The 25,925-nt window shown below is 35.0% G+C and carries 25 protein-coding genes; 9 read left to right on the top strand and 16 right to left on the bottom strand.

What is annotated here, in order from left to right:
- Positions 1-4 precede the first annotated feature (4 nt).
- The gene (locus tag AC2H4K_RS09930) at positions 5-1,585 is read left to right on the top strand and encodes a type IV secretory system conjugative DNA transfer family protein (protein WP_281139043.1); all 1,581 of its coding nucleotides are present in this window, start codon (positions 5-7) and stop codon (positions 1,583-1,585) included.
- A 104-nt stretch (positions 1,586-1,689) separates the two neighbouring features.
- Complete coding sequence (locus AC2H4K_RS09935) at positions 1,690-3,183, top strand: restriction endonuclease (RefSeq protein WP_281139042.1); 1,494 nt, start codon at positions 1,690-1,692, stop codon at positions 3,181-3,183.
- 280 nt (positions 3,184-3,463) lie between these two features.
- Here AC2H4K_RS09935 and AC2H4K_RS09940 read toward each other — a convergent pair whose 3' ends face one another.
- From AC2H4K_RS09940 to AC2H4K_RS09980, 9 genes are read right to left on the bottom strand one after another with little or no spacing between them, the layout of a single operon-like run.
- Positions 3,464-3,829, bottom strand: a complete 366-nt coding sequence (locus AC2H4K_RS09940) for a hypothetical protein (protein WP_281139041.1) — start codon at positions 3,827-3,829, stop codon at positions 3,464-3,466.
- 7 nt (positions 3,830-3,836) lie between these two features.
- Positions 3,837-4,637, bottom strand: coding sequence for a DUF4138 domain-containing protein (locus AC2H4K_RS09945; RefSeq protein ID WP_281139334.1), 801 nt, complete (start codon positions 4,635-4,637; stop codon positions 3,837-3,839).
- A 39-nt stretch (positions 4,638-4,676) separates the two neighbouring features.
- A complete protein-coding gene (traM, locus tag AC2H4K_RS09950; protein WP_281139040.1) occupies positions 4,677-5,612 on the bottom strand; it encodes a conjugative transposon protein TraM in 936 nt (311 codons plus the stop codon).
- A 31-nt stretch (positions 5,613-5,643) separates the two neighbouring features.
- The gene (locus AC2H4K_RS09955) at positions 5,644-6,258 is read right to left on the bottom strand and encodes a conjugal transfer protein TraK (RefSeq protein ID WP_281139039.1); all 615 of its coding nucleotides are present in this window, start codon (positions 6,256-6,258) and stop codon (positions 5,644-5,646) included.
- 21 nt (positions 6,259-6,279) lie between these two features.
- Positions 6,280-7,104 carry a hypothetical protein gene (locus AC2H4K_RS09960; RefSeq protein ID WP_281139038.1) on the bottom strand — a complete coding sequence of 275 codons (825 nt, stop codon included), beginning with the start codon at positions 7,102-7,104 and terminating at the stop codon, positions 6,280-6,282.
- 8 nt (positions 7,105-7,112) lie between these two features.
- The gene (locus AC2H4K_RS09965) at positions 7,113-7,700 is read right to left on the bottom strand and encodes a conjugal transfer protein (protein WP_281139037.1); all 588 of its coding nucleotides are present in this window, start codon (positions 7,698-7,700) and stop codon (positions 7,113-7,115) included.
- A 4-nt stretch (positions 7,701-7,704) separates the two neighbouring features.
- Complete coding sequence (locus AC2H4K_RS09970) at positions 7,705-10,107, bottom strand: TraG family conjugative transposon ATPase (RefSeq protein WP_281139036.1); 2,403 nt, start codon at positions 10,105-10,107, stop codon at positions 7,705-7,707.
- A complete protein-coding gene (locus AC2H4K_RS09975) occupies positions 10,094-10,378 on the bottom strand; it encodes a hypothetical protein (RefSeq protein ID WP_281139035.1) in 285 nt (94 codons plus the stop codon). The genes AC2H4K_RS09970 and AC2H4K_RS09975 overlap by 14 nt, the downstream gene beginning before the upstream one ends.
- Positions 10,379-10,666, bottom strand: coding sequence for a hypothetical protein (locus tag AC2H4K_RS09980; protein WP_281139034.1), 288 nt, complete (start codon positions 10,664-10,666; stop codon positions 10,379-10,381).
- Between the two features lie 189 nt (positions 10,667-10,855).
- Here AC2H4K_RS09980 and AC2H4K_RS09985 point away from each other — a divergent pair, with 189 nt between their 5' ends.
- The 7 genes from AC2H4K_RS09985 (at position 10,856) to AC2H4K_RS10015 (ending at position 15,501) form a co-directional block, all read left to right on the top strand.
- The gene (locus AC2H4K_RS09985; protein ID WP_281139033.1) at positions 10,856-11,485 is read left to right on the top strand and encodes an N-acetylmuramoyl-L-alanine amidase family protein; all 630 of its coding nucleotides are present in this window, start codon (positions 10,856-10,858) and stop codon (positions 11,483-11,485) included.
- A gap of 212 nt (positions 11,486-11,697) precedes the next feature.
- A complete protein-coding gene (locus AC2H4K_RS09990) occupies positions 11,698-12,072 on the top strand; it encodes an ArsR/SmtB family transcription factor (protein WP_281139032.1) in 375 nt (124 codons plus the stop codon).
- Complete coding sequence (gene merTP, locus AC2H4K_RS09995; protein WP_281139031.1) at positions 12,069-12,668, top strand: mercuric transport protein MerTP; 600 nt, start codon at positions 12,069-12,071, stop codon at positions 12,666-12,668. The genes AC2H4K_RS09990 and merTP overlap by 4 nt, the downstream gene beginning before the upstream one ends.
- Positions 12,668-12,874 carry a GDCCVxC domain-containing (seleno)protein gene (locus AC2H4K_RS10000; protein ID WP_073240407.1) on the top strand — a complete coding sequence of 69 codons (207 nt, stop codon included), beginning with the start codon at positions 12,668-12,670 and terminating at the stop codon, positions 12,872-12,874. The genes merTP and AC2H4K_RS10000 overlap by 1 nt, the downstream gene beginning before the upstream one ends.
- A gap of 35 nt (positions 12,875-12,909) precedes the next feature.
- Entirely contained in the window at positions 12,910-13,320 is a 411-nt protein-coding gene (locus AC2H4K_RS10005; protein ID WP_281139030.1) for a Fur family transcriptional regulator, read from the top strand.
- A 78-nt stretch (positions 13,321-13,398) separates the two neighbouring features.
- Complete coding sequence (locus tag AC2H4K_RS10010) at positions 13,399-14,193, top strand: cation efflux transmembrane domain-containing protein (RefSeq protein WP_281139029.1); 795 nt, start codon at positions 13,399-13,401, stop codon at positions 14,191-14,193.
- Between the two features lie 177 nt (positions 14,194-14,370).
- Complete coding sequence (locus AC2H4K_RS10015) at positions 14,371-15,501, top strand: cysteine desulfurase family protein (RefSeq protein WP_281139028.1); 1,131 nt, start codon at positions 14,371-14,373, stop codon at positions 15,499-15,501.
- Here AC2H4K_RS10015 and AC2H4K_RS10020 read toward each other — a convergent pair.
- The 7 genes from AC2H4K_RS10020 to AC2H4K_RS10050 all read right to left on the bottom strand — a co-directional run bounded on the left by AC2H4K_RS10020 (position 15,482) and on the right by AC2H4K_RS10050 (position 25,852).
- Positions 15,482-15,934 (bottom strand): hypothetical protein, encoded by a 453-nt coding sequence (locus AC2H4K_RS10020; RefSeq protein WP_281139027.1) that lies wholly within the window; start codon positions 15,932-15,934, stop codon positions 15,482-15,484. The two genes, AC2H4K_RS10015 and AC2H4K_RS10020, sit on opposite strands and share 20 nt — an antisense overlap.
- Positions 15,927-17,693, bottom strand: a complete 1,767-nt coding sequence (locus AC2H4K_RS10025; RefSeq protein WP_281139026.1) for an ATP-binding protein — start codon at positions 17,691-17,693, stop codon at positions 15,927-15,929. Before AC2H4K_RS10025 ends, AC2H4K_RS10020 begins: the two co-directional genes overlap by 8 nt.
- 11 nt (positions 17,694-17,704) lie before the next feature.
- On the bottom strand, positions 17,705-18,835 hold the full coding sequence (locus tag AC2H4K_RS10030) for a phosphoadenosine phosphosulfate reductase family protein (protein WP_281139025.1): 1,131 nt from the start codon (positions 18,833-18,835) through the stop codon (positions 17,705-17,707).
- The gene (locus AC2H4K_RS10035) at positions 18,825-22,049 is read right to left on the bottom strand and encodes a P-loop NTPase family protein (protein WP_281139024.1); all 3,225 of its coding nucleotides are present in this window, start codon (positions 22,047-22,049) and stop codon (positions 18,825-18,827) included. The genes AC2H4K_RS10030 and AC2H4K_RS10035 overlap by 11 nt, the downstream gene beginning before the upstream one ends.
- Positions 22,042-22,905, bottom strand: coding sequence for a DUF4007 family protein (locus tag AC2H4K_RS10040; RefSeq protein WP_281139023.1), 864 nt, complete (start codon positions 22,903-22,905; stop codon positions 22,042-22,044). Before AC2H4K_RS10040 ends, AC2H4K_RS10035 begins: the two co-directional genes overlap by 8 nt.
- Complete coding sequence (locus AC2H4K_RS10045; protein ID WP_281139022.1) at positions 22,898-23,218, bottom strand: helix-turn-helix domain-containing protein; 321 nt, start codon at positions 23,216-23,218, stop codon at positions 22,898-22,900. The genes AC2H4K_RS10040 and AC2H4K_RS10045 overlap by 8 nt, the downstream gene beginning before the upstream one ends.
- 135 nt (positions 23,219-23,353) lie before the next feature.
- Complete coding sequence (locus tag AC2H4K_RS10050; RefSeq protein ID WP_493742368.1) at positions 23,354-25,852, bottom strand: hypothetical protein; 2,499 nt, start codon at positions 25,850-25,852, stop codon at positions 23,354-23,356.
- Between the last annotated feature and the right edge of the window lie 73 nt (positions 25,853-25,925).

The following is a 25,925-nucleotide window of genomic DNA, read 5'->3' on the forward strand; positions in this document are numbered from 1 at the left end:
GGATATGCAAATAGACAATCTTATAACAATACTTTCAATTATTGGTTTGGCCAGTACTGTTTTATATGTGCTATTTCGAGTAAACAAGTATGCGTTTATTTTGAATATCGTACTGCTTTCATTTCTCGTATTCTATCTTTCTGAAGCAAATGGATTGGTTTCGATAGTATTGTATTTGTTGTGTCCTCTAATGCTAATTAACATAGGATTGTATGTTTTTCTGCATAAAACTGAAGACACACATAATGGAAATACAAAACACCAAGTCAGTTTTTCTACGAATAAAGGAAACTTCAAACTAGATAATATTAAACGTGGCGCATCCGTCATCGGATCCGCCGGAAGCGGAAAAACTGAAAGTGTGGTTTATGGATTTCTAAAACATTTCCAGAAAGAGGGTTTTTGCGGAATTATTCACGACTACAAAGACTTTGAGCTGACCGAAATGGCATATCCATTGTTTAAGGATAGTGATATTCCGTTTAAGGTCTTTTCCTTCGATAAAATTATCCATAGGGTAAATCCTATTGCACCTCATTATTTAGAGAACGAGGAAAGCGTAAATGAGGTGTCGAGGGTGTTGATTGAAAATCTTTTGGAACAGCGAGAATCTGGAACAACTGGTACAACAAAATTTTTTAACGATGCCGCTGAAGGTTTGATAGGTGGTTTAATTTGGAAACTTAAGACGGATTACCCCAAATACTGCACACTACCACATTTAATAGCTATTTATCAGTTATTGGATACGGATAGCCTTATTCAGTTTTTGGAAACCAACACGACATCGCGAGCAATGGCTGATGCCTTTATTAGTGGAAAAGATTCGGATAGACAGACTGCTGGTGTCAAAAGCACCCTGGCCAATGCGCTGAAACGAATTAGCACACAACGCATTTTTATGACATTATCCGCTGATGAAGTGCCATTGGATATTAATAATGAGAAAAACCCTGCCATCATTTCGGTAGTCAATAACCCTAAATATGAGACGTCTTATTCACCTGTAATTGCGACCATAATTCACACTATTACCAAACAAATGAGCATACGCAATTCGCGACCTTCATTTTTATTGATGGAAGAAGCACCAACCATAAGGTTGCTAAATATGCACCGTATTCCTGCAACGTTAAGAAGCTATGACATTGCTACCATCTATGTGATGCAAGACAAAATTCAAAATGATATGATGTATGGAGACAAGGCAAGCAAAGCAATTTTAAGCAATTTGTCCTATCAGTTTTTCGGTAAGGTCAACGACCCAGATACTGCAAAATATTATGAACGCTTTTTTGAAATTATTAAAAATCCAACGAAAAGTATTAGTCGTGGGTATAATCTCGATTTTGACACGCGCGTAACGACAGGCGAAAAGGAAATCCCAAAAATAAGGGCGGATGTATTCTTCAGATTGAAACAGGGTGAGTTTATTACCTATGCCGATGGTAAGGACAAGAAAATTCAATTTAAATTAGCTCAAATTCAACGAGAACTACCAAACGTATCGAAGCAGTTTTCCAAATCAGATTTAGAAGCTAATTTTGAGAAAATATATAGCGATGTGAAATCGATATTTAAGTAGCTAAAAATCGTTGTCTTAAATCACAATTATTACTCTGATAGGATAATGTTATATTTATGTACAGTAAAATATTTTTAACTAATACATATACATCAATGCTATAAATGAAAATAGAAGACACTGAAGAAATACATAAACTAAAAGAAATTGTTGAAGAATTATGTGAAAAATATCGCTTAACAATTGAAATCGCTGAAGATAATTATTTCAAGATATTTACTGACCAATCCTCTGGAATAACACTTTTTCTTCAATTAGATGAAAACCAGAATTTATCATTTTACTTCCTTCAAAGAACGTACGATGTCTTTTACACAGGTGACAGATCCGATGCGCACGTTATTTTAAGTCTAATGTTTACATCCTTTTTAAGGTTTTATAAAACAGGGATTTCTTGCGAGCAATTTGACATTGCGCACCCTGTTGTGCCTGATGAGATTTGGGGAAGGTATTTGGTGCCAGTTCAAGTCCCAATTTTACACGGAATATCGACTGCTAAACAACTTATTGAAGTTATCACGGAAATTATAGAAATGGTTGCATTTTGGCGAGAAAGCTTATGGTATTTTTCAGGTTGTCCTTGTGATAAATGTTTAAAAGCTGAAAATATTGATAATTCAAATTACAAGTATTCCCTTGAAGACGTAGAAGCTTTATTCTCAGATTTACATAGTATATCCAGCCGTAACAATTATGGAGACCGAGAACGACCTGAATGGGTGTATTTCTATGACATAGAAGTTGAAGTGACGATGATAAAATCAAGTAGTCTCGCAAAATTTCTCAGTGCAACATTAGACTTGTGTGCAGATAAAACTGAACAGTTGAAAGGACAGAATGGTACATTTGTGCTAAGCGATAACATAAAAAACTTTGTTCACGATGACACAAGATTTGAGCTGGACGAATATTTCAATATTATCAATAAAGATGGAAAACTAAAAGGATACCCGGTTATTCCTATGGAAAATATGGTTGTTACTGTAATGGAAGATTATATTATTGCATTAGGTAGAATATGTGGATTTGAAGAATATAAAAAAGAAAAAGAGCTTATTAGACAGCGTCATAATAGAGAATCAGAACTATTATTTCCAATATCACAGTTTAAATGGAAAGAAAAGGTCTGTCCGGAGCAATTCGAATTATTAGTTAAAGCACTATTGGAGCGTGAGCCAAGCGTGAAAAGTGTAAGAAGACCTGCACCTGTTAATCAAGGGGATAAGGGTAGAGATTTAATTATTGAGTGGAATGTAATAAATGAATATATGTCAGATATCACACCGCCAAAAAAGTTGATTAAAGTTGTAGGTCAATGCAAATCGGGAAAATCTACAATTGGAAAAGGAAAAGTTATGGATATTAGAGATACCGTAGAGACTCACGATTCACAAGGGTTTTTCTTAGCGGTTAATACACAAATATCTGCACCATTAACCGAAAAACTTGAATCGTTGCAGTCTAAAGGAATTTGGACTTTTTGGTGGAATAGGGATGATATTGAAATGAGACTGTCTAAAAATCAAGATTTAATCCCAATGTTTCCAAACGTACTAACATCTAAAGACCACATCAAATTTGTAGATAGAGAAGATTAGTGATATAGTAATTCTATACGATTTCTTAAAATCAGAACACTAGATTGTTTTCGTCCAGAGTTTATATTCAATTAATCGTCAAAAAGGTAGTGTAATAGGTGGTGTAATAGGTGGTGTAAGTATAGTTGTAAAATAGATTAATTGCTGACTTTTCTATCTATACTTAATATTTTTTACTTTTTAGTCCGATTGATTTCTTTACAATTAAGGCATAAATGTGGCTATTCAGTATCTTTTGTACACTGAAAGTTAGTTCGGTAAATTTTAAGAAATTAAACTTTTAAAAAGGCCCTTTATCCCTCGGTCCATTGTGTGTTACTTTCCATTGCCCATCTTTTTTAACCAATTTAAAAACGCCAGGCTTAGGGTCATAGACTGTGGAATATTTTATCCAAGCAACTTCACCTTCCATAGCTTCATCAACAATCTTAAAGTTAGATTCTGAATTTTTATCCTGAACAAATAGTTCTTGAATACTGGAAAGATTGGTAAAGCCTTCTGCAGTAGTGTGTTTTTTAAGCGTTACTTTATCACCGTGATAAAAGCTTTCGGCGACAACTTTAGCAGTTTCAGAAGGTGACATATTACTACTTCCAGTACAGGATATAAAGAGAAGCACAAGTGAGCAAATGACTAAATTTTTCATAATACTATTAATTTGGGTTATTGATAAATCTATGTGATACTTTCAGTTCAATATTTCGTTCGCCGTCTTTCTCGTTCAATTCTAAAATTACCCTACGTTCACTGGATAATGAAAATTTTGATATTACATAAACCAATCGCACCTTTTTACCTTCTACAACTTTTGATGGCAATTGGTACTTGTAAATAGGTTTTTGATACAAACGTTGCAAAGATTTCTTTTTACCTTTCTGTCGAGTCTCGACAAAAAGATTTAGAAAATTTAAATCGTAATCCAACGTAGAATTGTTTTCAACCTGGATAACGAAGTAGAGCTCTTCTTTATCAAAAACAATATTCTCAACACTTAATGTAATGCCTTCATTTCGCTTCTTGATTCGACCAATACGCTGGTTTCTGTTAAGAAGATATGAGCAGAATTTTTGATAATAATAAGTGCTGTTATCTATACGTTTTTCAGAAGTTACAACCTTAGTCGAATCTGTTACAGTAGGCTTTTCATTCCCGATACTGTTAGATAGCGGAATGAAATAATTGAGCTTTGACAGCTGTTTTTTATACCTTACAATATACGAAAAAATTGAACCATTTCTATTGATTACCAATAGATTACTTTCCTTACCAGGCTTTGCCTGAAGTAGTCCAAAATATTGTTCTTTCTCACGATTGTAAGTAAAAACAAAATTATCTGAACCAGTTATGCCTTGTCTGATAGGTTCTGGAAAAAACAAGGCTACATTTTTGGTGTCGTTAGCGTAAATGGTGTCAAGTGGCTGTTGAGCTATCATATGGTTTATACAAAAAACCATTATGGCGATAAGGTAAGTTTTCATAATAGTATCTTTTAATTATTGCCGATTGTCGGCCTTTAGTATTAATCTGTAATTATTAAGCACGGTTACTTTAACTCTTCGATTAGAGCGTCGGAACACTTGGGTAATTCCGCCCACTTGCGGAACACTTGGGATATTGATATCACCGATGACATCATCGAGTACCTCTCTCGTTGCTTCAGCCCTAAAGTTATTCTCGACATAAATGCCTTCACTTCCGTCTTGCAAATCAAATGCTTTGAGTCTTGTGGGATGGTGATTTATATTTTCAATCTCAATCAAGGCACGATTAGGTTGAAAACTGATAAACCCAAAGACAGGGGTATTCTTTGGTATCAATTTACCATTGATAGTAGCTGCTTTTGTTAGGCGCATTCGTAATCTACTGTTTGCCTGTACGAGCTGTTCGCCATCCACAACTACATAGATGGTTTCATCGGTATTGCCTATAATCAAAGCATCATTGGGTTTAGGCGAAGCGGCAAAAAATAACTGATGTTCAAGCCCTAATACTTTAGCTTGAATTTTTTGTTCTCTTATTATTTCGGCTGAATCGATTTGTTGTACGTTCTTTTGAGCAACTTTCTTTCGCCCTAAGTTTCGATACTTCTTTTCTGAATATTGAATCTTACCTGCTTCATAAATACTATCCACAATACGTTTTTTTTCGCGTTCTGGTAAATCTGGGTCATAAAAGCCCAAGGAATCAATCAATTTTTCATCGTAGATGCTTGGTGCATTGGTTTCGCGGACTTCTTTTAAATCGTTAATGGCATCGAGCTTGGAATCATATTCTTTTTGATTTTCTTCCAAGTCCGGAACCAAGGTCTGTTCAAGATTTTCAGTTTCATTTTCATCATCACCCATAATCATTACAGAATAGGAAATAAGAAATAAGAAAATCACGGCCAATACAGCTGCAAAGACAATTTTGTTTTTTTCTACTTTCATAATCTTGGTTTTTTAAGTGGCAATTATCGGCTTAATTTTCATCGCTCAGTTTTTTTAAGGTGTTCTCAAAATAGTTGGTAATCAACAAGCCGTGAGGGTTGTTTGGAAAGTTTCTATCAACTGGAATTAAGTTTCCACTAGAAACCAATTCGTAGGTATCTATTATAGAACCTCTATTGATTTTGAATATGGTTACCGTTCTAAAGCGGTATGTACCATTTTGTTCTTCGACTTGGGAATCAATACTCAACACTTTTTGAACAAGCGAGTATTGCAGCAATCGGTTATAGACACCATCCGCTTTTTTCTGTCGATAGAGATTGTCCACAGAGCTATTGCCTAACCAAAGTGCCTTTTCCAGATTACGCTCGTAATTACTGGCATCGATATTATAGAAATAGTTGTGGAACAGGTCTAAATGGGCTAAAGCCTCTACCCTGAAATTTTCTTTTTGGGTAACAAGCTTGAGAGGAATGATACTTCCGTCTGTATTGATGGCAAAAGCACTATTGAGTGCGTCCTTTTTAGTTTTAAACGCCATCCATAAGGAAAAGGTGCTCGATAGCATCGCAAAAATGACAACTGCCAAGATGATAAACCTATTCAATTTTAAGACCTTGTATATGTTCTTGTATGGTGTTTTCATATTTTTATTTTTTTATCTGCCTTAGGCAGTAAATAATCTGAGGGTAAAAGTTGTGGCACGTCTGTATAGTTTGAATTTTAGAAAAACAATAAAAATTACCGACCCGAGTTGTACCACAGGTGCAAAAAAGCCTTGGCCAACATCTGTCCCAAATAGATTTGTCCAGAAGTTCGTATTGATTTCAGTATAGAGTGCATTTACAAAAACGTTGACTAAAAAGAACGCAGGCACCAACATATAAACGGCTGCGTACAATTTGAAAAATGTATAGGCAAGCGAGCGGAATTTCTCAAAAACCGCCAAACTAATGACGAGTGGAAAAAACGCTTGCATTATACCCAATAGAAAGTAGCGCTCTGCTAGGAATAAGGGATAGATGAACAAGTCCAATATCCATAGAATAAGACTGATGATAAATGCAAATATTTTGAATCCATATAGGGGTGTGACTAAAGCCTCATACAACAGTGTCATAGCATTTTTTGCTGCATCCATAAGATTTATATCTTCTTCTATGGGGATGTCTTGCATCTGTAAAGGCAATAAAGCAGGTGCAGTTCCACGATATTGAGACTCTATCGAAACTAGAATACCATCAAAGAACCCAAGCACTTGGGTTGAAAATATAACCAGAAGAACCACGGCGAAGTTCTTTGCTAGTTCCCCCGGGCTTAATCCCCAAGTATAACCATCCTTATCGGCAACACCTTCGTTATACTTTTTGAGAATATTGACCAGAAAAAACAGGACGGCAAGTGTCTTCATCCCGGCAATGGTATATTGCGAGAAGCTACTATTTTGTATCGTTTGAAAAACGGTATCGATATATTCTAGTCCAATTGACATTGCTTTTTCTAATAAGTAGTATCACGGTTATTCACTTTATCCTGCATTTTTCTGAATGAAATAATGTCCTTATAGCGTTTCGTTTTGGTAGTAATGTTGGACACCATTTCTTTGGATTCTCGTTCTTTCTGTTTCAAGACTTCGGCGCGTTCGGCATCAGACATTTTTAGATTATCGCTGGATAAAACTTCATCAATAAAATCCACTGTATCCAATGAATTTTGTACGATGGCATCAAATGATTCCGCAACCCGAGTGACTTCTTCTGGTTTGATGTAAGGCGAGTTCAGAATATCCTGTAAATCGTTTTGCATTACATTGATAAGGCGTTGGTTGTTCTGTGCAATTTCCTCGACTGCTCTTAACTGTTGGACGACGCTGGATACTTTCTCAATAGCCTCTTTAGCATCTTTCAGGAATTTTACAGACTTAATCATTTCAGCCGTCTGCTTACCTGATTCTATAAGCTGTTTTACTAGGCTGACAAAGTTGGTGTTGTCATAAACTGGCATTCCTTGAGCGGAAGCACTGCTAGGCAATAAAAGGCTAACCGTTAAGAATAGCCCGAATAGGATTGTTTTGATTTTTGTGTTCATAATATTATGTTTTAGATGTGAATTCTTTAATTGCCAATTCCATATCATTGGTCTTTTCATAAATGGCCATTATGGCCTCATTTTCCTGTCCATCGGTTAGGTAAGCTGCATACACTTCTTTAGGAACTTCAAGCCTAAAAATGTTGCTTTCCTTTCCTATTTTGATGAACATTTCGGTATACTTTCGTGGTCCGGAAAGATTATTTTTAATAGACTTTAATTGGTTTAAATCGTGACTCGAAAGGTTGAGCCGTTTCACCAATTCGTCATAACCTTTTTCATTATTCAAGCTATAAATGACTTGTGTGTTCTCTAGAATACTAGCTGATGTTGAATTGTTGGGTAGCTGATTGATGGATTGTAGAATAATCCCGATGGCACCATTCTGTTTACGAATGGCTTGATAGTAGAATTCTACACTTTCCAGCACGTTATCAAACTTCAATTGTTTGGCAAACTCATCGAAAAGGATGATGCCTTTTTCAGCTCTATTTTTCCAAATGGTTCTTTGAATGGCAGACTTTATCAGCTTCAACATTACGGACAAGATTTCTTTATTGTCCTTCACTTCATCCAGTTCAAAAACTATTAATCGTTTGTCTTCAATTTTATAGGTCTGATCTTCGCTAACTTCGAAAAGAAAGCTATATAGACCATCGCCGACATATTCTGACATTACGTGCAAGAAGCTTGTAATATTGAAGTAGTCGGGATGGATTTTTAAGGTATTCAGAAGGCCTTTCTGATTCCTTTCTATAAAGTTGTAGAAACCATCTAAAGAATGATTTTCTGAAGTGTTGTTATAATAATGGCGTAATATCTTTTTAACGGAAACCGATTGTGCTTTGGTAACTTTTAAGTCTGAAGCAAATAGTTCAAACAAGAAAACAGACAAGTCTTCCAAACGTTCTGGTGTCAGGTCATTTGCATCACTTATATAAAAAGGATTGATGCCTAAGTTTTTTCCACTTTCGTAGCGAAGCACTGTATATTTCTCAGGATATAGTTTGGCAAATTTGGTGTAGGATCCACCGAGGTCAATTATGACTAGGCGGACACCACTTTCAAAATATTGGCGTAGAATGTTATTTGCCAAAAAAGATTTGCCTTCACCAGTAGGGGCAAAAATGGCAAAGTTTCTTGCCTTAATACGCTTCTTACGCTCGTCCCAAACATCTTTTAGAACAGGAACATTGTGTTCCCTATCATTAAAGATGATTCCGGTTTCATCAGTCTTGTAATTGGTGTTGTTGATGAATAGGCATAAAGCGTGTTTTAAATCGGTAACATATAAATCGTTATTAGAGAAATTAGAAGAAAAACAGCAGTAACTGTTTAGTATATAATTTTTGCGTTCTTCACCTCTAGGATAATATGGAATGATATCCAATTCCTTAAACTCAGTTTTTATTTTAGAACCAATTCTGTCTAGCTCTCGGTCTTCCCGAGCCCAATAGATGATGTTTAAATGACCACGAATAATACGAGCATTGTCATCGGCATTGATTTGGTCCAGAATGTGTTGAATTTTGCCTAGAACTACTTTGTTCTGTGAACCGAAGTTGGAACTTTTGTTTAGTTCCTCAATTTTCTTATCTAGCAGCTTGCGCCACTTCTGTTTGTCATCCAAATATAGGATTTGATTGACGATATGATTTTCATTAAGCGTAAGCCCTAAGCCATCAATAAACCCCTGATGAAATACAAAATCGTCAGAAGTGAATCTCTCATTGGTTTTGCTACTCTGCACACTTTCGCCAAAGCACAGTTCGCTATTAATGGCTAGGGCATCAAAATGGTTTTCGCCAATATTGACGCTTTTTTTATCTAATATGATATCGGTGTCAAACCCGTCATTAAAACCATTGAAATAACCATTTGTGAGTCGTTGAATGTCGCCCGCTTTAAGCGGAACAAAAGTCATTTTTCGGCTATTGTTTATGAAGGAAACAGAATCACTAACAGACCCAATGAAACTCTTGACGTTGTCATCTAACTGTTGGACAATTCCTTTGGAAACTTTGCGGAAAGGGTTGACATATTTTGAATTATTTAGAGCCTTGTTCTTAGTGAGTGTAAAGAACAAAAAACAACGATGTTCCATATAATCACGTCCTTTGAAATGGTCGTGTGTTGCTTTTTCTAAAAACGTTGTATTGGGAAGTTTTTCTGAAGAATAAGTTTGCTTTAGGTAGATATCCTGTTTATGGACTACTGTGCCGACAGGTAAGGATTTCAAAGCCTGAAACCAGGCACTGTGAATGTCTTCAAAGTCTTTTTCAGACAGGGAATAAATTTCAGGTAGATTCCCTTCGTAGCATAAGACCACATTACCATTGTTGGCAAATATGATATTGTCTTGAATATCCGTAATAGGTTGATATGCCGAAAGGTTAATCTTGTTCATAGTCTAAGCCTGAGTTTCTTTTGTTACTTATGATTCTTGGGAAGGCTTTAGCCATCTGAAAAAGTTGTGGGTTATGGGCTATTCTTGTCAAAGCAACATATAAAGCAGCGTTAAAAACCATAACACCAATAATCACTAAGAAGCTGAACGAAAAAATAATGATTAACAAAGACGCGAGTATTGAAACCATCATTAAGGCAAATAGGGAAATAGGCAGTCCAAAAATGACCGCCCGTTTCCTGATGTTTTTATAGACTTCGAAGCGTTTCATCTATACTACGATTCCGATTAGGTAAGTGAAGATGCCGACAACTGCACCAGCAATCAATACAAACACAAGTACCCTTGTTATCCCTTTTTTGAGGTCTGCCTTTTCCCCAAAGAAATGCCCTGCGTTAAATAGGAAACCTACTAGGAAAATGACACCAAGTAAAATCGGGAAGATGGCTCTGATGGTATCACCTACATCGTTGACCGAATCTTCAATTCCACCAATTTGAGCAAAAAGCGAAGTGGATAAGAGCGAAAGAACTGATGCTAAAAAGTGTGATTTTTTCATAATAAAATTGTTTAGATTTTCGCGTTGTTTTTGTTGTTAGAAATTTACATATATTTGTTTATAAATAACTGAAAATAAAATATTTGTGAATAAAATATTATTTAAAACCAATTGAATTTATTTGCCATTATTTGGCATCAAATTCTATGGGTTTTTGAAAGAAATTTGTTGATAATCTGAAAATTGAAAATGAAAAAAGTACTCAAAAACGTCAGTTTTGCCTTTTTGCTTTTAAAAATGTGTATCGTTTTTGGACAAGAAAAGAGTTCTCAAAAACGAATTGTAATTGACGTTGGTCACGGTGGAAAAGATGCTGGCGCCATAGGTGTAAATGGCATCAAAGAAAAGGATGTTGTAATGGATATTGCAACCGCCATTTTGAGGCTAAATAATGAATTGGAAAAGCCTTTGGATATTTATCTGACCAGGTACAGTGATACCCTCATTTCGTTATCGGATAGAACGGAGCTGGCCAAAGCTCTAAAAGCAGATTTGTTTGTGTCGCTGCATTGCAATCATTCAGATAATCCAGATGCAAGAGGGATAGAAGTTTATGCTTCACAAAAGGGAACAAATAATTCCAAAGAATCTATTTATACAGGTTATCAAATTGAAAAAGCACTTTGCAAAGCCATAGGATATAAAAGTAGAGGAGTGAAGTTTGCAAATTTTCAGGTACTACGTGAAACTATTGACTATTGTACTTCGGTTCTTTTGGAACTGGGTTTTTTGAGTAATAGGGATGAAAGCAGTTATATTTCTGCTTCTAAGAATATCAAATTAATTGCCTTAGCCATTTTATTATCTATTAAAAACTAATACTATTATGAAAGATATATTTTTAGAGTTGACAAAAAGTTTAAAAGCTATTGTACTACAATTTATTGCAGAAGTAGTTTTGTTATATAAGTCATTTAGAAACTAGACTACTGCCATTTGTTTCTAGCAGTTCTATTAATCAAATAATTGCTATATTAAATATTATATATTTAAGTGTTTGCTTAAATAATAAAATAATGTAACTTTGCTTTATGGACAATAATTCTTGCATAAGACAACAAGCCGATTTAGAACAAATTAATCGTTGCAAAGACACGGTTTCGGAATTAAACGAATCGTTCGACTATTTGGCGAATGGACTTTCATTAGTTGGGAATAGCGTAAGACTTAAAATACTATACCTACTCTTTGAAGAAGATAGGTTTTGCGTTTGTGATTTAAGTGATATTCTTGGAATGAATATTTCGGCCATTTCCCAGCATTTGAGAAAAATGAAAGACCGAAATCTATTAGAAACCGATAGAGAAGCCCAAACGATTTATTACTCATTGACCGCTGAATATGAAAAACTACTCAATCCGTTTTTCGCAATACTTGATAAGAACAAAGTTTTAGAAGCAATATGAAAAGTGAAAATAAATTAATTGGAGCAGGCTTGCTAACTGCAATTACAGCTTCCTTATGCTGTATTACGCCTGTTTTGGCTCTTATCGCAGGAACAAGTGGGATTGCTTCAACATTCTCTTGGATAGAACCTTTTAGACCTTACCTAATCGGGCTTACAATTTTAGTTCTTTGTTTTGCCTGGTATCAAATGCTAAAGCCTAAAAAGGAAATCGATTGTGAATGTGAGACAGACGAAAAACCAAAATTCACACAGTCCAAAACTTTTTTAGGAATTATAACTGTATTTGCAATAGTAATGTTGGCATTTCCATACTATTCAGGAATTTTTTACCCAGACACGGCAAAACACATTATCGTAGTAGATAAATCGGATATTAAAACAACTGAATTTAAAATTAGTGGAATGACCTGTTCGGGTTGTGAGGAACACGTAAACCACGAAGTAAATAAACTCAGCGGAATCGTGAGCTCAAAAGCATCATACGAAAGTGGAAATGCAATCATTGAATTTGATAAAACCAAGACCAATGAAGCGGAAATTGAGAAAGCAATTAATTCTACAGGTTATAACGTGACCGACAAAAAAGAAAAATAATGGAAACTATATTGACATCTGAAATAACTTGCCCAAACTGCGGACATAAAAAAGTAGAAGAAATGCCAACGGAATCCTGTCAATTCTTTTATGAATGTGAGAGTTGCAAAACGGTTCTAAAACCAAATGAAGGAGATTGTTGTGTTTATTGTTCTTACGGAACTGTGCCTTGTCCGCCGATTCAAGAAAACAAAAGTTGTTGCTGAAAAGACAATACTCTAAAAAATGATATATTAGGAAAATGCAAACGGAAGAAGAAATCCTAAAAATAAAAAAAGTAAAAAACACCGCAGTACGAACGGTTGTTCTGCGCCATCTTTTAAGCCTAGAAAAAGCTCAATCATTAAAGGATATTGAAAATGCGCTGCCCTATACGGATAGAAGTTCTATTTTCAGAACACTAAAAACATTTGAGGAAAACAAAGTTATCCACAGCATTGAAGATGGCTCTGGAATGACCAAATATGCAGTTTGTGCGGAAGGCTGTAACTGCGACCCAAAAGACCTGCATTATCACTTTTATTGTACAAATTGCGATAGAACCTTTTGTCTTTTTGATGTCCCTATTCCCAATATTGAACTACCTGCTAATTTCAAATTACAACAAGCCAATATGGTTGTAAAAGGCTTGTGCGACAACTGTAACAGATAATCTTTGCAATCGGGTTGCACTAGTAGTTAATTACATTTGTATTATTTTTTCCACTAATAATAGCAACTGAGGATAGATATGCAAAAGACCCTATTTGAGATTCAAAAAATGGATTGTCCATCGGAAGAGAATCTAATCCGAATGAAACTGGATGGTATTTCAGAGATTAAATATTTAGATTTCGACATCCCCAATAGAATGCTAGCTGTTTTTCATAATGGGAAAAATGACCAAATTGAAAAGTCTATTATTGAATTGAATTTAGGTGGAAAGAAGATTTCGACACAACATACCGACCAAACTGATTTTGATGAAAGCACAAACCAAAAAAAGCTGCTTTGGTCAGTCCTTGCCATTAACTTTCTTTTCTTTTTAATAGAAATGACGACGGGACTGATTTCAAAATCAATGGGATTAGTTGCGGACAGTCTGGATATGCTTGCGGACAGTTTCGTTTATGGAATTAGCTTGTTTGCGGTTGGTGGAACTTTGATAAAAAAGAAACGAATTGCGAAACTTGCAGGATATTTTCAAATAGCACTTGCAATAGTTGGATTTGCAGAAGTCTTAAGACGGTTTTTTGGTACAGAAAAACTTCCTGATTTTTCCACTATGATTATCGTTTCGATTTTCGCACTTGCGGCAAATGGAATTTGTCTTTACATTTTACAAAAATCAAAAAGCAAAGATGAGGCACATATGAAGGCAAGTATGATTTTCACATCTAACGATGTAATTATCAACTTGGGAGTTATAACCGCAGGAGTTTTAGTCAATTGGTTAAATTCCAATAGACCTGATTTGATTATCGGAACAATCGTATTCATCTTGGTAATTCAAGGTGCATTTCGGATTTTAAAACTAGGTAAGTAGCCTTATTCTACTTTCATTTATCCTCAAAATTTCATCGAAAGCAATCAAATTAAACAATTACTTAGAAACTATTTGGCTTTATGTAATTATACTATTTATCGTTATCATTTATTATTCCCGGCTTAAAATAGAGATTGGTTTAATATTTTTAACTTTGCATTTGATTTTTATAAAGAAGTGATAAAAGGACCTATTTATTTTGATTTTGCATCATCCACACCAGTGAATGAACAAGTTTATGAGGCGATGGCACCATACTTTCTCAGTTATTTTGGGAATGCATCCAGTAGCACTCATATGCAAGGTGAACTAGCTTCCAAAGCAGTTGTAAATGCAAAAAGTCAGATATCCAAACTTGTAAATTGTAAAGAGGACGAGGTCTTTTTTACAAGTGGTTCAACTGAGTCCATCAAATTGGCTATAAGTCAAGTATTTTATAATAGTCTGGGTACGGGAAACCATATAGTCACTTCTAAAGCAGAGCATAAAGCAGTTCTGGATACGTGTAAGGATTTAGAAAAAATTGGTGCTCAGGTAACCTATCTTGATGTCGATGAGAATGGAAAAATCGATATGCAGGCATTGGAACAAAGCATTGGTAAGAACACGGTACTTGTAGTTTTAATGCACGTGAATAATGAAACCGGTGTTGTTACAGATATTAGAGATATTGGGACTTTATGTAAAAAGAAGAATATTCTATTTTTTACAGATGCAACACAGTCCTACGGGAAACTTCCGCTAAACTTCCAAGAGGAACATATAGATATATTATGTTTCAACGCTCATAAAATTTATGGGCCAAAAGGTATTGGTGGTTTATTAATCAAATCAACAGCTAAGACTAAATCGGGCATAATGGTTAAGCAACTTATCGAATCCGTAAATCTAGGGACTCAAAATGTTCCAGGAATTGTAGGGTTAGGAAAGTCAAGTGAGCTAGCGATGTCTGAGATGAAGACTAATTATGAAAGAATTCAAAAGTTGAATACTCGTTTTCAGCAAGAATTACATCAGTTAGAATTAGGTAAAGTTAATGCGGTTTCGGCAACTAAAAGCCCTTATATTCTTAATGTTCAACTCTTACATCAGGATGCCGAGTCATTTATCCTTAAGAACAAGAACTTAATTTCGGTGTCAATGGGTTCTGCTTGTAACTCTAGAATAATAGAAGAATCGCACGTGCTAAAAAGTATGGGACTGAGTAAAGAAATAGCCGATAGAAGCATTCGCATTAGTTTTGGTGCTACTACAACTCAAGCTCAGTTGGACACATTGATATATACAATTAAAAACGGGAATAATTAGTCTCAAAGGAATTCACAATAGAAGCTGCTAATTTCTTGATTTTTGAATTTCCTGTTCTTGGACTAAGTCTTACCCACGAAATAACATCAAAAGTGGGATTGAGCTTACCGCGTAACAATATCAGTTCTTTTTGTACAAGATATTCTACAGCCTCTCTATATGATTTTTCTACTGAGGTAAATTCCCTTGGTTTTGGCAGAGGAAAGGATAAGAGTAAAATATCGTCAACATCATTGACTTCATAACCTCGGGTTTCAATAAACCGTTTTCGTAAGGTTCCCTTTCTGTTAAAATGGGCACCTGCCCTTCCAATTGTGCCGGTATAACTATTGGTCATCCCTACATAAACAAATTTATGTTTTTTAGAAAGCCAGATGTAAATATAAGCTTGGTCGGCGCCATTAAAGGCGCCTAGGATACTAGTCTCAAGCATACTTTTCGTCACTGTAATTTGGTGGCAAATCGTTCTCTAGTTTCCTGCACATATTCGCCAAAAATTCAGATACAATCCTTCTTGACTCTCTTAAAATGACTTTAAGGTCGTCGTACTCATATTTTTCAATATTCTTATAGGCATACAGCTCGGAATCGGCAAATTGAAGCATCATTAAATCGAAAAGAATCTGTAAATCTCTATTTTCGGCATTGTCTTCATAGATTAACCTTGCAAAGCGGTGAATTTTATTAATCCTAACACAATTGCCCAAATCGGTATCATAATAAGGTTCCCAAAGTAGGTTGTCTTCAACGGATGATACCCTGAATATTTTTGTAAGGTTAGGGTTCTTTTCACCTTTTACTGCCTCTTCTTTTTCATCATCGGTGTAGTCATCATCCACATCGTCCACTTCTTCACCTTTATCCTCTTTCATCATCTTGATTATCCACTTGATTTTTGAGGTCATATCATCAGTAATAGCTTTTAATCGTTCTAAAGCTACTTCCTCGTCAGGTAGGTCATCACCTGGCAAAATTTCAATCTGTTCAAATTCTTCTAAGAGTTTGTTAGCAATTTCATTAGGTGCTTTATTTATAATGTCGCGGCTTATCTTACCCGCATTTTTCCAAGCTGCCTTGCTTTTACTTTTAGCTTCCTTGGTAAAATCACTGATATTTCTAAATGCTTCTTCAGAGAGGGTTAACGATGATTTTTTCACATCAATATTAAAGAAATCGTCTGCCTCGTCATTAATAAGTATTCGTCCCCTAAAAGCATAAAAATCTTGGTCATAAGGGATAATACCTTGAAGGTTAGAAGCCCAAGATATAAGCCTCTTGTTTCTATAAACATAAAAGCCATAGTTGCCCGCCTCAATTAAATATCTCTCACGTACTTCCTTATCTCTTGATTCGCCAATATTCTTAATTCTATAGATAGGTGGGTAGGGAAGCTGGGTTATCTCAATGGTAACATTAATTTGTAGTTCATCATCAAGTGTAAGCTCTTTTGGTTTCTCTATCCATCGTACTTCTGTCCCGTCCCATTCATTTTCGTTCAAGTTTCCATTTTCGTCGGCTTCTGAGACAAACAATGGGTCAATGGCGTTTATTTCCTTATCACCAATGGTTATGTGTACACCATTTTCTGATAGGAAATAGAAATAGATTACACCAACTTTTGTTTTAAGTTCCTTAATGGTATTTCTAACACTTGGATGGTTGTTGAGTCGGATAGCAGAAATTATAATGATGGTACCTTTGCCTTCTTTTAGGTAGGTTTCAATGAGCTCAGATTCATTCTCTTCAATTTCAGTTTTTTCTGCAAAATATTCTTTGGCTTCCATCACTTTTGGAAGAGAGACTTCGTATTTGTTGAATCCTGTACCATCTGAAGAAATAACCTTTAGTACATCCCCTTGTGAAAATGAGGCCGATTTTAAGCCCAAACCAAATTTGGATAGCGATTTATCATCATAATGGTCATCTGTTGAGCCAAGTTTGAGTGCTTCTTTGATGGCATTTTCATCCATACCATCACCATCGTCTATGATAATGTATTCCTTGACATTGTTTCTCTTATTATCAGAAAAGTCTTCACGTTCTTTCTTGATTAAGAGATTTATATTATTTGCATTTGCTCTTACCGAGTTATCTATAATATCGCAAATAGCGGCAGACGTTGTGTAGCCAATTCTACTTAACCCGAACAAAAGCCTTCCGGCATCTATTGATAAATCGATTTTATCACTCATATATTAATATTTTAAATGAAACAGCTGGCGCAACCTAGGCCTTCCGCTTCTATAATTTCATCTTTCCAACTGTTAGTGGTTCTTTTATTCAGCTGTCTTTTCATTCTTGTGAAATGTTCTTTCTTTATGGCTTTAACACGCTCTGGTTTAGATAATTCTTCTAAAGTTTCGCTGTCCATCCAATTGTACCCGTCTTTTTCATATACCATAGCTTTTTGAAATAAAGATGGATGGTTTTCCAGTAACCAAACCCACTCAATTTTTTGCTGATAGAAACAAAAAAAACAACCCGACCTACTACGTGAGTACGTTCCGGTTTCCATTTTACCATCAATTTCTACTTGGTATTTCTTTTTTAGATAGTAAGCGGGTATTCCAACACCACTCTCATCAAGTATCTTAAAAATATCATCCAATACTAAATTTTCATCGTTTTCTACCAAAGGGAAATCATCTAAAAAAGCAACAGGGTAATCAGTATTTTCTTTTAAATATTGAAATACCACACGATTGAATAATTTAATATCACTGTTTAAGAGAAAATCTAATTTTTGCCCTTGCCTAAAACTTGGCGAAATAGGCAGTTTGACCTTATTGAGAATATCTTCTTTTAAATGACTAGGGCTATGACTTTCGTAAAGACTTGTAATTTTGGGAATATTATTATTGGCTAGAACTTCTTTTATAACGTCTTCACTCCAAATGTTTTTTCTAAACGGAAAAATAGACTGTACATTGGTTTTTTTGGATATATAGCCCTCTCTATTTTCGTCCCCACGTATTCCTACATAAGATATTGTAGGCTCATCACCAATGTATTTCTCAAAGGGTTCTAGCTTCAGCTTCTTGGTACACCACCTTGCTGTTGATGAGGGCAGATAACCACCATACTCGGCCAAAAAATGGTCAAAAGTGGTTTTGTAAGGGGTCTCTTTTTCTGGTTCGACTGCGAAAATTGTTTTAATGTCTTTTCCCAACCTACTGTTTAGTGCTTCTATAAGCTCATAAGTTTCTTTTAACTCTTTACCTGTATCACAAGAATAATACTCTACATCCAAATCGGGGTATAGGTTTTTGAGATAAAGTGCTAATGCAGCACTATCTTTTCCTCCAGAAATTCCCAGTACGTGTTTAACTTTCATCGTGCAAAGTTTTTAAATATCTAATTACAGCAGCTGCACTCAATTTGTCATTTTTGGATAATACTTTGGCCAAATCCTTTTGTAATTCTGAAACTTTCTTTTCTTCAGAAGAGTTTAGAACAATATTTTGTTTTATGGTTTTACCTGAGACATCTGTTAGTTGAAACTGTACTATTTCATTATTTACGTTTTCATTTGCTAAAGAGTGTAACTCCAATAAATTGTCTAAATTTGAGAATATCTTTCTTGTATTATCCATCAAAAGTGCCTCATCCTCATCATTCATTTTCTCAATAGACTTTCCAAGAATCACATCAGCAATGGATTTTAGCCAAGAATCACGTTCGTCTAATTTGGACATTATGCGGTTAAGAAAGACTTTTTCATTTTGAATCAACAAATGTGGTTTCAACGACCTGTAACGCGCTTGAATTTTACTCTTGTAAGCTATAAAATCTTTACTTTTCAGGTTCAGAGCGTCACATATATTTTCTTCATACCTATTGAGCAAACCTTCATAGGCAACCCTTATTTCACTGATAGCACTATTTAGGCGCTCAATGAAATCATTCAGGATTTCACTATCATTTTCTTCGAGGTTAATATTTTTATATCCTAATCCTTTAGGTATTTCTGCTAGTAGCGCATTTTCTGGATCCTTAGCAGATGCTATAGCATCCCTTAAGCCTTTAGCTGGTGGACTTAATCGATTAGTTTTTTTTACGTATTCCGGTAGGGCATTGTAAAAAGCTATGAAACTACTGAAAATAGAAATCAGCGAACTTTCTGGTTTTTTACTAGATGTATCTACACCTGTAATCTCTTTGTATTTATTGAAAAGATTCAGTCTTACACCTTCAATTTTGTATGATTTTAATTGATAATCTGAAGGCTTCTTATGCACGAGGTCAAGCACTTCGCTAGTTAGGTAAGGCACATACCCAGAACCTTTATGAAATAAAGCATAGTCTTGATTTTTTACAATAAGGAATATGGGAACCCAAAAATCGATGAACCCTTTTTTAAGTTTAAATGGTGGTTTGGTTAACGATTCGTATAATTCAGATAAGTTCTTTTTAATATGTTTTGAATCCTCCAAGAAATTGCTGCAATAATTCCAGAGCGGACTAAAAGTAGAATCTGTAGGTTCATTGAGGGAATATGCATTGTTTTGTTCCCGATGTATTCCTGTTGCTTTTAACAATCCTAAATAAATCGATTTTTGAGGTGGGAACTTGCTATCTTCATAATTTAAGTTTTCTTCCTCAGCATACTGCAGTAAATCTTTGAGCAAATTTTTACGAGCAGTTAAGATAGGTGTGCTTAAATACTCTTTGTTGACCATCTCATTTAAAAAACGAGGCGTCTCAGAATATTCATCTTTTACTATCAGAGAGAGATTTCGGTTTAAGGAAACCTTAGAATCAATCTTAAGCTTTTTACCATGGTAGAACCAATCCGCATTAACATTGTCATAGATGCCGTGTTCTAGAAGTTTTTGTAGTTTTTGTACTTCGTGGGCCTTCTCTTCTGTTAGAATTTTTTTTACAACATTGTCCTCGGCATACTTTTGCAATACAAAATCTATCTTTTCGATTTCATAGATGCAGGACTTTACAAATTCAAAATCTTTGAGAAGTACATATAGTTGTGCAGGTTGTCGGGCATCGTTAGTTTTTAAATCCTTAAGTTTTACATCCTTATTGAGAATTATATGTATGTAGCCGTCAATTTCCCCTTGAGGCGTAGTATTCTCAATGTAATCAGATATATTTACCTTAAAGAACCTTGGCGTACCAATTTCAAAATATGCTTCCTTAGCAAAATGGTATTTTTCTTTAAAATAGTGTTTGGTTTTTGAAGCAATATTTATAGCGGTGTCTATATGTGAACCTGCATCAATCAATTCTTGCTCTATGTCAACGTCCGTTCCGTCAATGAAGAAAAACTTATTGCGATAATTATAGAATTTAATTATTTTTTGACTTATGAGTTTTTCAATATATGTTTCGGAATCAGGAATGTTTAAGGCATACTTTGCATAATTTTCTAAGAAAGTTTTATCTAGCCTACCAAAAGATTTTGCGAATAAGTTTACCAGACCGATGGTCTTTATGATTTTTGCTAAATGCTCATATCCTTTATTATTAATCGCTTCTGCCTTATCCAATGCTTTTACAATGGTATTCCATTGAGGCTTGTGTGGGTTTGAATATCTATCTTCTAATTCACTGGTTAAATGAATCGTTAAATAATCAAACACATCGGCTACATTAAAAAATGTATGGTTGTCTTTATCTATTTTGTCAAAGAAAACTTTACTATTAGCTAAAAAAGAGAATAAGGACCTTTCATTCTGACCATACTTTTGCAAAGCTTGAGCCAAGATATTTGCCGATAGAATATCAAAAGGATAAAGTTTATTGGCTAAATCGTAATTCAGAGTTTCCGAATTGCTGACGAGCTTGCTTTCGTTTATTTTATTGAATAAATCATCAAAACCAATATCCTTTGGTTTTTTAATTTTCAAATCCTCTATTCTTTCTGACGCTAAATAAAGTAGTTGCTCAATGGGTTCATCAAACGAAATGTCAATTAACCTCCCTTTTACCTTATCCCATTCATTCTTTTGGTTTTGAGATAGGTCAATGGCGTAAGAACCAAAATTTTGATGTAGCGTTGTAATTAAAATAATATTCCTGTTGGAATCATTTACTAGCTCAGCTAACTGTTGTATAAAGTATAATTCGCTATCCGGATTGTGTTTGGCTGCATATTCAAGAAATTTACCAAACTCATCGATTAAGATGACCAGTATTTCACCCTTATCTTTAAGCGATGCAGCACGCCTGCCTATCGTATCAATAAGACTAGTATTGGCTGTATCTTCCTTAACTTTAAAGGATTTCTTTAGTACTGTTGTTAACGGTGCGGCTTCCCCAATAATTTTTAAGAATGAAAATTTTTGAAATCCTTTAAACTGGCCATTAAGATTAGCAAAATAAGGTTTTCTATCATTAAGGTTTTTTTCAAAAGCCCATAGGAAACTGGACTTTCCTGTGCCATAAGAGCCAATTATATTAAATGAATGATGTCCCTGTTGAAAACCAGAAACTATTCTTTCAAAAACATTTTTTGCGTTGGGTGTAACTACGTAATTGATGTCGTTTACGGCATCGCGCTCAATATTTGTGGATGTTGTAAACTTATGCATTATAGTAGCGTTCTAATGTATCCCATTTGTTAGGGATATTTTTAATTTGTAATTCTTTTCTTCCGGCATCCTTCTTATAAACAACATCTTTAAAAGTTTCCGATATTTCCTGGATTTTGAGTTCCGTACCTTCGGTAGAGCAAGCAAATGCATCACCTATCTTATTTTGTATATCATCAAAACTTATAGACGTAAGCTCCGGGAATTTATCTAAGATTAGGAAATAAAATATTTCTATAGGTATCTCTGGTCTTTCACTTACCTTTAATTGAAAAACTGAACCTTCCTCGGTATCGGTAATTTTAGTAATAAGATTGAGGTCGATGAAGATGGACGACAAATCGTCTTCCATATCCTTGATGTTCTTATCGGCTAGGTAATATGTTTTTATAAATACCTTGATGTCATTTTTCAGCGAGTTTTCAGCTATCGAAGTTTCATTGTTATTAGCTGTCCTTATCAAATACCTTAGCAGTTGCTGGATTGTAAATTGTGAATTAACCCTAACTTTTCGGAATTCTTTAAAAACTAAAGGGTAAATAGATGCTAGGTTGGTGTCTAACAATTTGTAGTGCAACAACCACAGCGTACCTTCGTATTCTAAAAAAGGGTCGTAACCTGTATTGCTATCAAAGATTTTATTGGCGAATACAGTAGTTTGGTCGTTTTGGTCATTTATATTGAAAGCCTTTAGCCAGAAATTAATAGACATCACCATATTCTTTCCCACACCTAAAGCTGTTACCGCATCTGGATTTTTGAAAGACTGTCCCATAGAAAGATAATCGTAGCCTTTCTTCAACCAAAAATGGCGACAGTGAAATGTTTCGTGTCCTGTAAACGTTAGTTTATTCATTTATTTTCGATTCGCCGTTTTTATTTTTTAAATAATTCAATTTGTCTTTACATTCAACTAAAATACTCTCTGGATTTTCTTCCTCTAAAAGGGTGAATACTACCTTATCGGTTAAGTATTTTTTTTCCAAATCAGAAACGGCAACATTGTAGAATGATGCGAAGTCTGACAGAAGTTCTCTTTTGGGAAGCCTCTCATTTCTCTCGTATTTGCCAAGTGTAGACTGGTCTATATCTAGTGCCGCAGCAACTTTTCTTATAGGCAAGTTTTGCAATTCCCTTAGTGTTCTGAGATATTCACCCAATGTTTCCATCGTTGTTGAATTTTATTTTAGAGACAAATTTTGTCCTTACAAAAATAGGATTATTTAAGCCATTAACAACTTTTGGGATGGGATATAATGACTTTATTTTTGAGCTATGGTTATAGGGTAGGAAATCACTTGGTTTTAGTCGCCAATTCCCTGCATCATAGCTTCCATACCGCCAAAGTTTAATATAAAGGTTGAGTAGTAATGGTCAAATAAATCCTTTAGGTATTGGCCTAAATCAACGTGTTCCAATTCATTTTTACCCTCTACTTTTTGCCTTATCTCATACCCTCTGTTTTTACTGATAGTGTAGAGAAACAAGGTGTGAAAATATACCGAGGTGTAATATTTTCGGTTAGCAAGTTCTAATTGTTCTTGGTTGATGTTCTTTTCTTTTGATTTGAAGTTTTTCAGTACAGTGCTGTCCATATTGATAAATATACGGTTGAGTAAATCACCTTCAGCATCTGGAATCATAACGGTGGAATAATCTACATCGAGGCTTGTAGCTTCTTCAACCGCTTCCCAAGTTACGTCCGTATCAGAATCATCATCTGTCTTCTTATACATAAAAACAAGTTTTGGCAGTCCCAACAAATCATTATCGCTTTCCTTTTTCGGTATCTCGCTTTTTGGCTTGTTATTATCGGCTATTTTCACCCAGAACAATTCCTCTATGTCGCCATTTGGTGATGACAGACTTGCTTTTATTTGAATGCCATCACCAACTTTCAATTCATTTTTTGGGTTTAGAGAAATTCGTATTTTTCCTTTGTTCGGACTACTTTTTACAACGTTGAAAACTTCATCTATTTCTTTTGGCTCACCAGGCTTAGTTCCGCCATCAGAGTTATTAGGTTTTATATTAAGTACGCTAATCTTTAAATCCCCGGGCTCTTCTATTCTATCAAAATAATCATTGGCTACATCTGTGGAAAAACGAATCGATTTTTCGCCATTGAGCGGTATTGTAGCAACTTCCTTTTTGTCATTATTGTTAGTGTCGATTCTAAAAAATGAAGGAAATCTTTTGGGCTCAAAAGGTGTTGGCTCTTTTTCATTTGAAGTACGATTCTTTCGTCCCTCAGTTTTCTTTTCTTTTTTAATATCCAGCTTGAATGTTTGGTTCAGCAATTTTGCCAACTCAGAATCAATGGGTAGATTTTTCGTGAAGGTTTTGAGTAATTCGCTAGTATTTGAAGACGTATCAATATCTACAGCTTGTTTTCTGCGCTTTTCTATTTCTGCCAACCTTCCATCTTTTGCACTTAGTTTTTTGGCCAGGTAACTTCTTAGAAATTGAGTTTCATCACCATCCTTGAGCCTATCTCTAGAAGCCATAAATAGTTCTTTCCTAAAGTTATATTTCATTTCGGTACAATCCACGTGAATCAATAAATGGCTTTTTAACAGATTTAGCTTTAAAGAACGCGTGATAAATTCAGAGGTGTAATGCCCGTGGGTTTGTCCATTGAGTGAGAACATCACCGCCATTGAATTTTTAAAGTATCTATCTTGTATGATTTTTTTGGTTTTCTTGAGGTCATAATCCTTTACCTTGGTTTTGAAAACGTAGCAGGATACTTTCATTTTTCCAAAGACATCATCAGAGAAATTCTCGGAAAAGCTTTCGTCTAAATATTCGGATTCTTCAGCTGCCAAACGTCTCTTTAAACCGAACAAATCATTTTCTAAAACCTTATTATTTGGATAACGTTCAGCGGTATCGACCGTTAAAATTGGTAAGGCGGGTTGAAATAAAAACTCATTGATACTTTGGTTCAAATCTTGGGCAAAACCAGAATAGCCTTTGGGAAACTGATACGAATACAGTTTTAAAATGGTTCCTGTTTCAAATTGACGATTGTTAAGACCAAGGTCTAGTTTTGAAGCTGTAAACGAAGGGATTTTCTCTTCAATAAGCAAGTACTCATACCAGGTTTCTTTTGCTTGGTCCGATTCTTTTTTAGGATGCTCACGCACCAAGGTAAAACCAAAATTACCATCATTTGTGTACCGCTTAGAAGCAATGAGTTGATATCTTTTCTTTCCGCAGAAAACAATGGCGCCACTTCCACCCATATTGTATTTACCCTGTACGAAATGAATGTCGTTCTTATTACCACGAAGTAGCGAGAGAAAGGTGTCCTCAAACTTTTCGGGGTGCTGCCCTTCGCCATTATCATAAACTACGACTGATGTTGGATATTGGTTTTTTTGGTTTCTTGGCCCTTTTCCGTTGGCGATAATTTGAATATTCTCGGCTTGCTCTTTCCGAAATGAAGATAAATCCCAATTATTTTCTGGATAAAATTTTTGAATGGCTTCATCCATCGATTTCGGCGCAGTATCTGATTTTGGGTCAATTCCTGAAAGAATGCACTCTTTGGTTAGTAGAGCATCAATGGCATTGGTGACTTTTTCTATTAAAGCTGCTATGGGACTCGATTGTTGATTTTTTACTACACCATAATTACTGAAATTCCCACCCAATGGTTTCCAGTTTGAATCATCAAATATGGTAGGGTTAAGGTCAATTATGTTTAACAAATCCTCTTCGTCTTTAGCGTTATACAGTTTAAAAAAGAGCTCTTGATTGTCAATTATTGATGAAGTTTGATTAAATAGGTTAGCCATAAATGTAATAGAAATAATATAACCCCTAATATAGTAAAATCGAATACCCACAAAAACAGTTTTTAGTTATTTT

The sequence above is a fragment of the Winogradskyella sp. 266wxhm genome, from assembly GCF_058964685.1.

Bases quoted from the DNA above. Each gene is read 5' to 3' on its own strand.
- AC2H4K_RS09985 (WP_281139033.1), top strand. From the start codon at position 10,856: ATGAAAAAAGTACTCAAAAACGTCAGTTTTGCCTTTTTGCTTTTAAAA.
- AC2H4K_RS09940 (WP_281139041.1), bottom strand. From the start codon at position 3,829: ATGAAAAATTTAGTCATTTGCTCACTTGTGCTTCTCTTTATATCCTGT.
- traM (WP_281139040.1), bottom strand. From the start codon at position 5,612: ATGAAAGTAGAAAAAAACAAAATTGTCTTTGCAGCTGTATTGGCCGTG.
- AC2H4K_RS09980 (WP_281139034.1), bottom strand. From the start codon at position 10,666: ATGAAAAAATCACACTTTTTAGCATCAGTTCTTTCGCTCTTATCCACT.
- AC2H4K_RS10050 (WP_493742368.1), bottom strand. From the start codon at position 25,852: ATGGCTAACCTATTTAATCAAACTTCATCAATAATTGACAATCAAGAG.
- AC2H4K_RS10035 (WP_281139024.1), bottom strand. From the start codon at position 22,049: ATGCATAAGTTTACAACATCCACAAATATTGAGCGCGATGCCGTAAAC.
- AC2H4K_RS09960 (WP_281139038.1), bottom strand. From the start codon at position 7,104: ATGTCAATTGGACTAGAATATATCGATACCGTTTTTCAAACGATACAA.
- AC2H4K_RS10005 (WP_281139030.1), top strand. From the start codon at position 12,910: ATGCAAACGGAAGAAGAAATCCTAAAAATAAAAAAAGTAAAAAACACC.
- merTP (WP_281139031.1), top strand. From the start codon at position 12,069: ATGAAAAGTGAAAATAAATTAATTGGAGCAGGCTTGCTAACTGCAATT.
- AC2H4K_RS09935 (WP_281139042.1), top strand. From the start codon at position 1,690: ATGAAAATAGAAGACACTGAAGAAATACATAAACTAAAAGAAATTGTT.
- AC2H4K_RS09955 (WP_281139039.1), bottom strand. From the start codon at position 6,258: ATGAAAACACCATACAAGAACATATACAAGGTCTTAAAATTGAATAGG.
- AC2H4K_RS09990 (WP_281139032.1), top strand. From the start codon at position 11,698: ATGGACAATAATTCTTGCATAAGACAACAAGCCGATTTAGAACAAATT.
- AC2H4K_RS10020 (WP_281139027.1), bottom strand. From the start codon at position 15,934: ATGCTTGAGACTAGTATCCTAGGCGCCTTTAATGGCGCCGACCAAGCT.
- AC2H4K_RS09930 (WP_281139043.1), top strand. From the start codon at position 5: ATGCAAATAGACAATCTTATAACAATACTTTCAATTATTGGTTTGGCC.
- AC2H4K_RS09970 (WP_281139036.1), bottom strand. From the start codon at position 10,107: ATGAACAAGATTAACCTTTCGGCATATCAACCTATTACGGATATTCAA.
- AC2H4K_RS09945 (WP_281139334.1), bottom strand. From the start codon at position 4,637: ATGGTTTTTTGTATAAACCATATGATAGCTCAACAGCCACTTGACACC.
- AC2H4K_RS10000 (WP_073240407.1), top strand. From the start codon at position 12,668: ATGGAAACTATATTGACATCTGAAATAACTTGCCCAAACTGCGGACAT.
- AC2H4K_RS10025 (WP_281139026.1), bottom strand. From the start codon at position 17,693: ATGAGTGATAAAATCGATTTATCAATAGATGCCGGAAGGCTTTTGTTC.
- AC2H4K_RS10010 (WP_281139029.1), top strand. From the start codon at position 13,399: ATGCAAAAGACCCTATTTGAGATTCAAAAAATGGATTGTCCATCGGAA.
- AC2H4K_RS10045 (WP_281139022.1), bottom strand. From the start codon at position 23,218: ATGGAAACATTGGGTGAATATCTCAGAACACTAAGGGAATTGCAAAAC.
- AC2H4K_RS09965 (WP_281139037.1), bottom strand. From the start codon at position 7,700: ATGAACACAAAAATCAAAACAATCCTATTCGGGCTATTCTTAACGGTT.
- AC2H4K_RS10030 (WP_281139025.1), bottom strand. From the start codon at position 18,835: ATGAAAGTTAAACACGTACTGGGAATTTCTGGAGGAAAAGATAGTGCT.
- AC2H4K_RS09975 (WP_281139035.1), bottom strand. From the start codon at position 10,378: ATGAAACGCTTCGAAGTCTATAAAAACATCAGGAAACGGGCGGTCATT.
- AC2H4K_RS10040 (WP_281139023.1), bottom strand. From the start codon at position 22,905: ATGAATAAACTAACGTTTACAGGACACGAAACATTTCACTGTCGCCAT.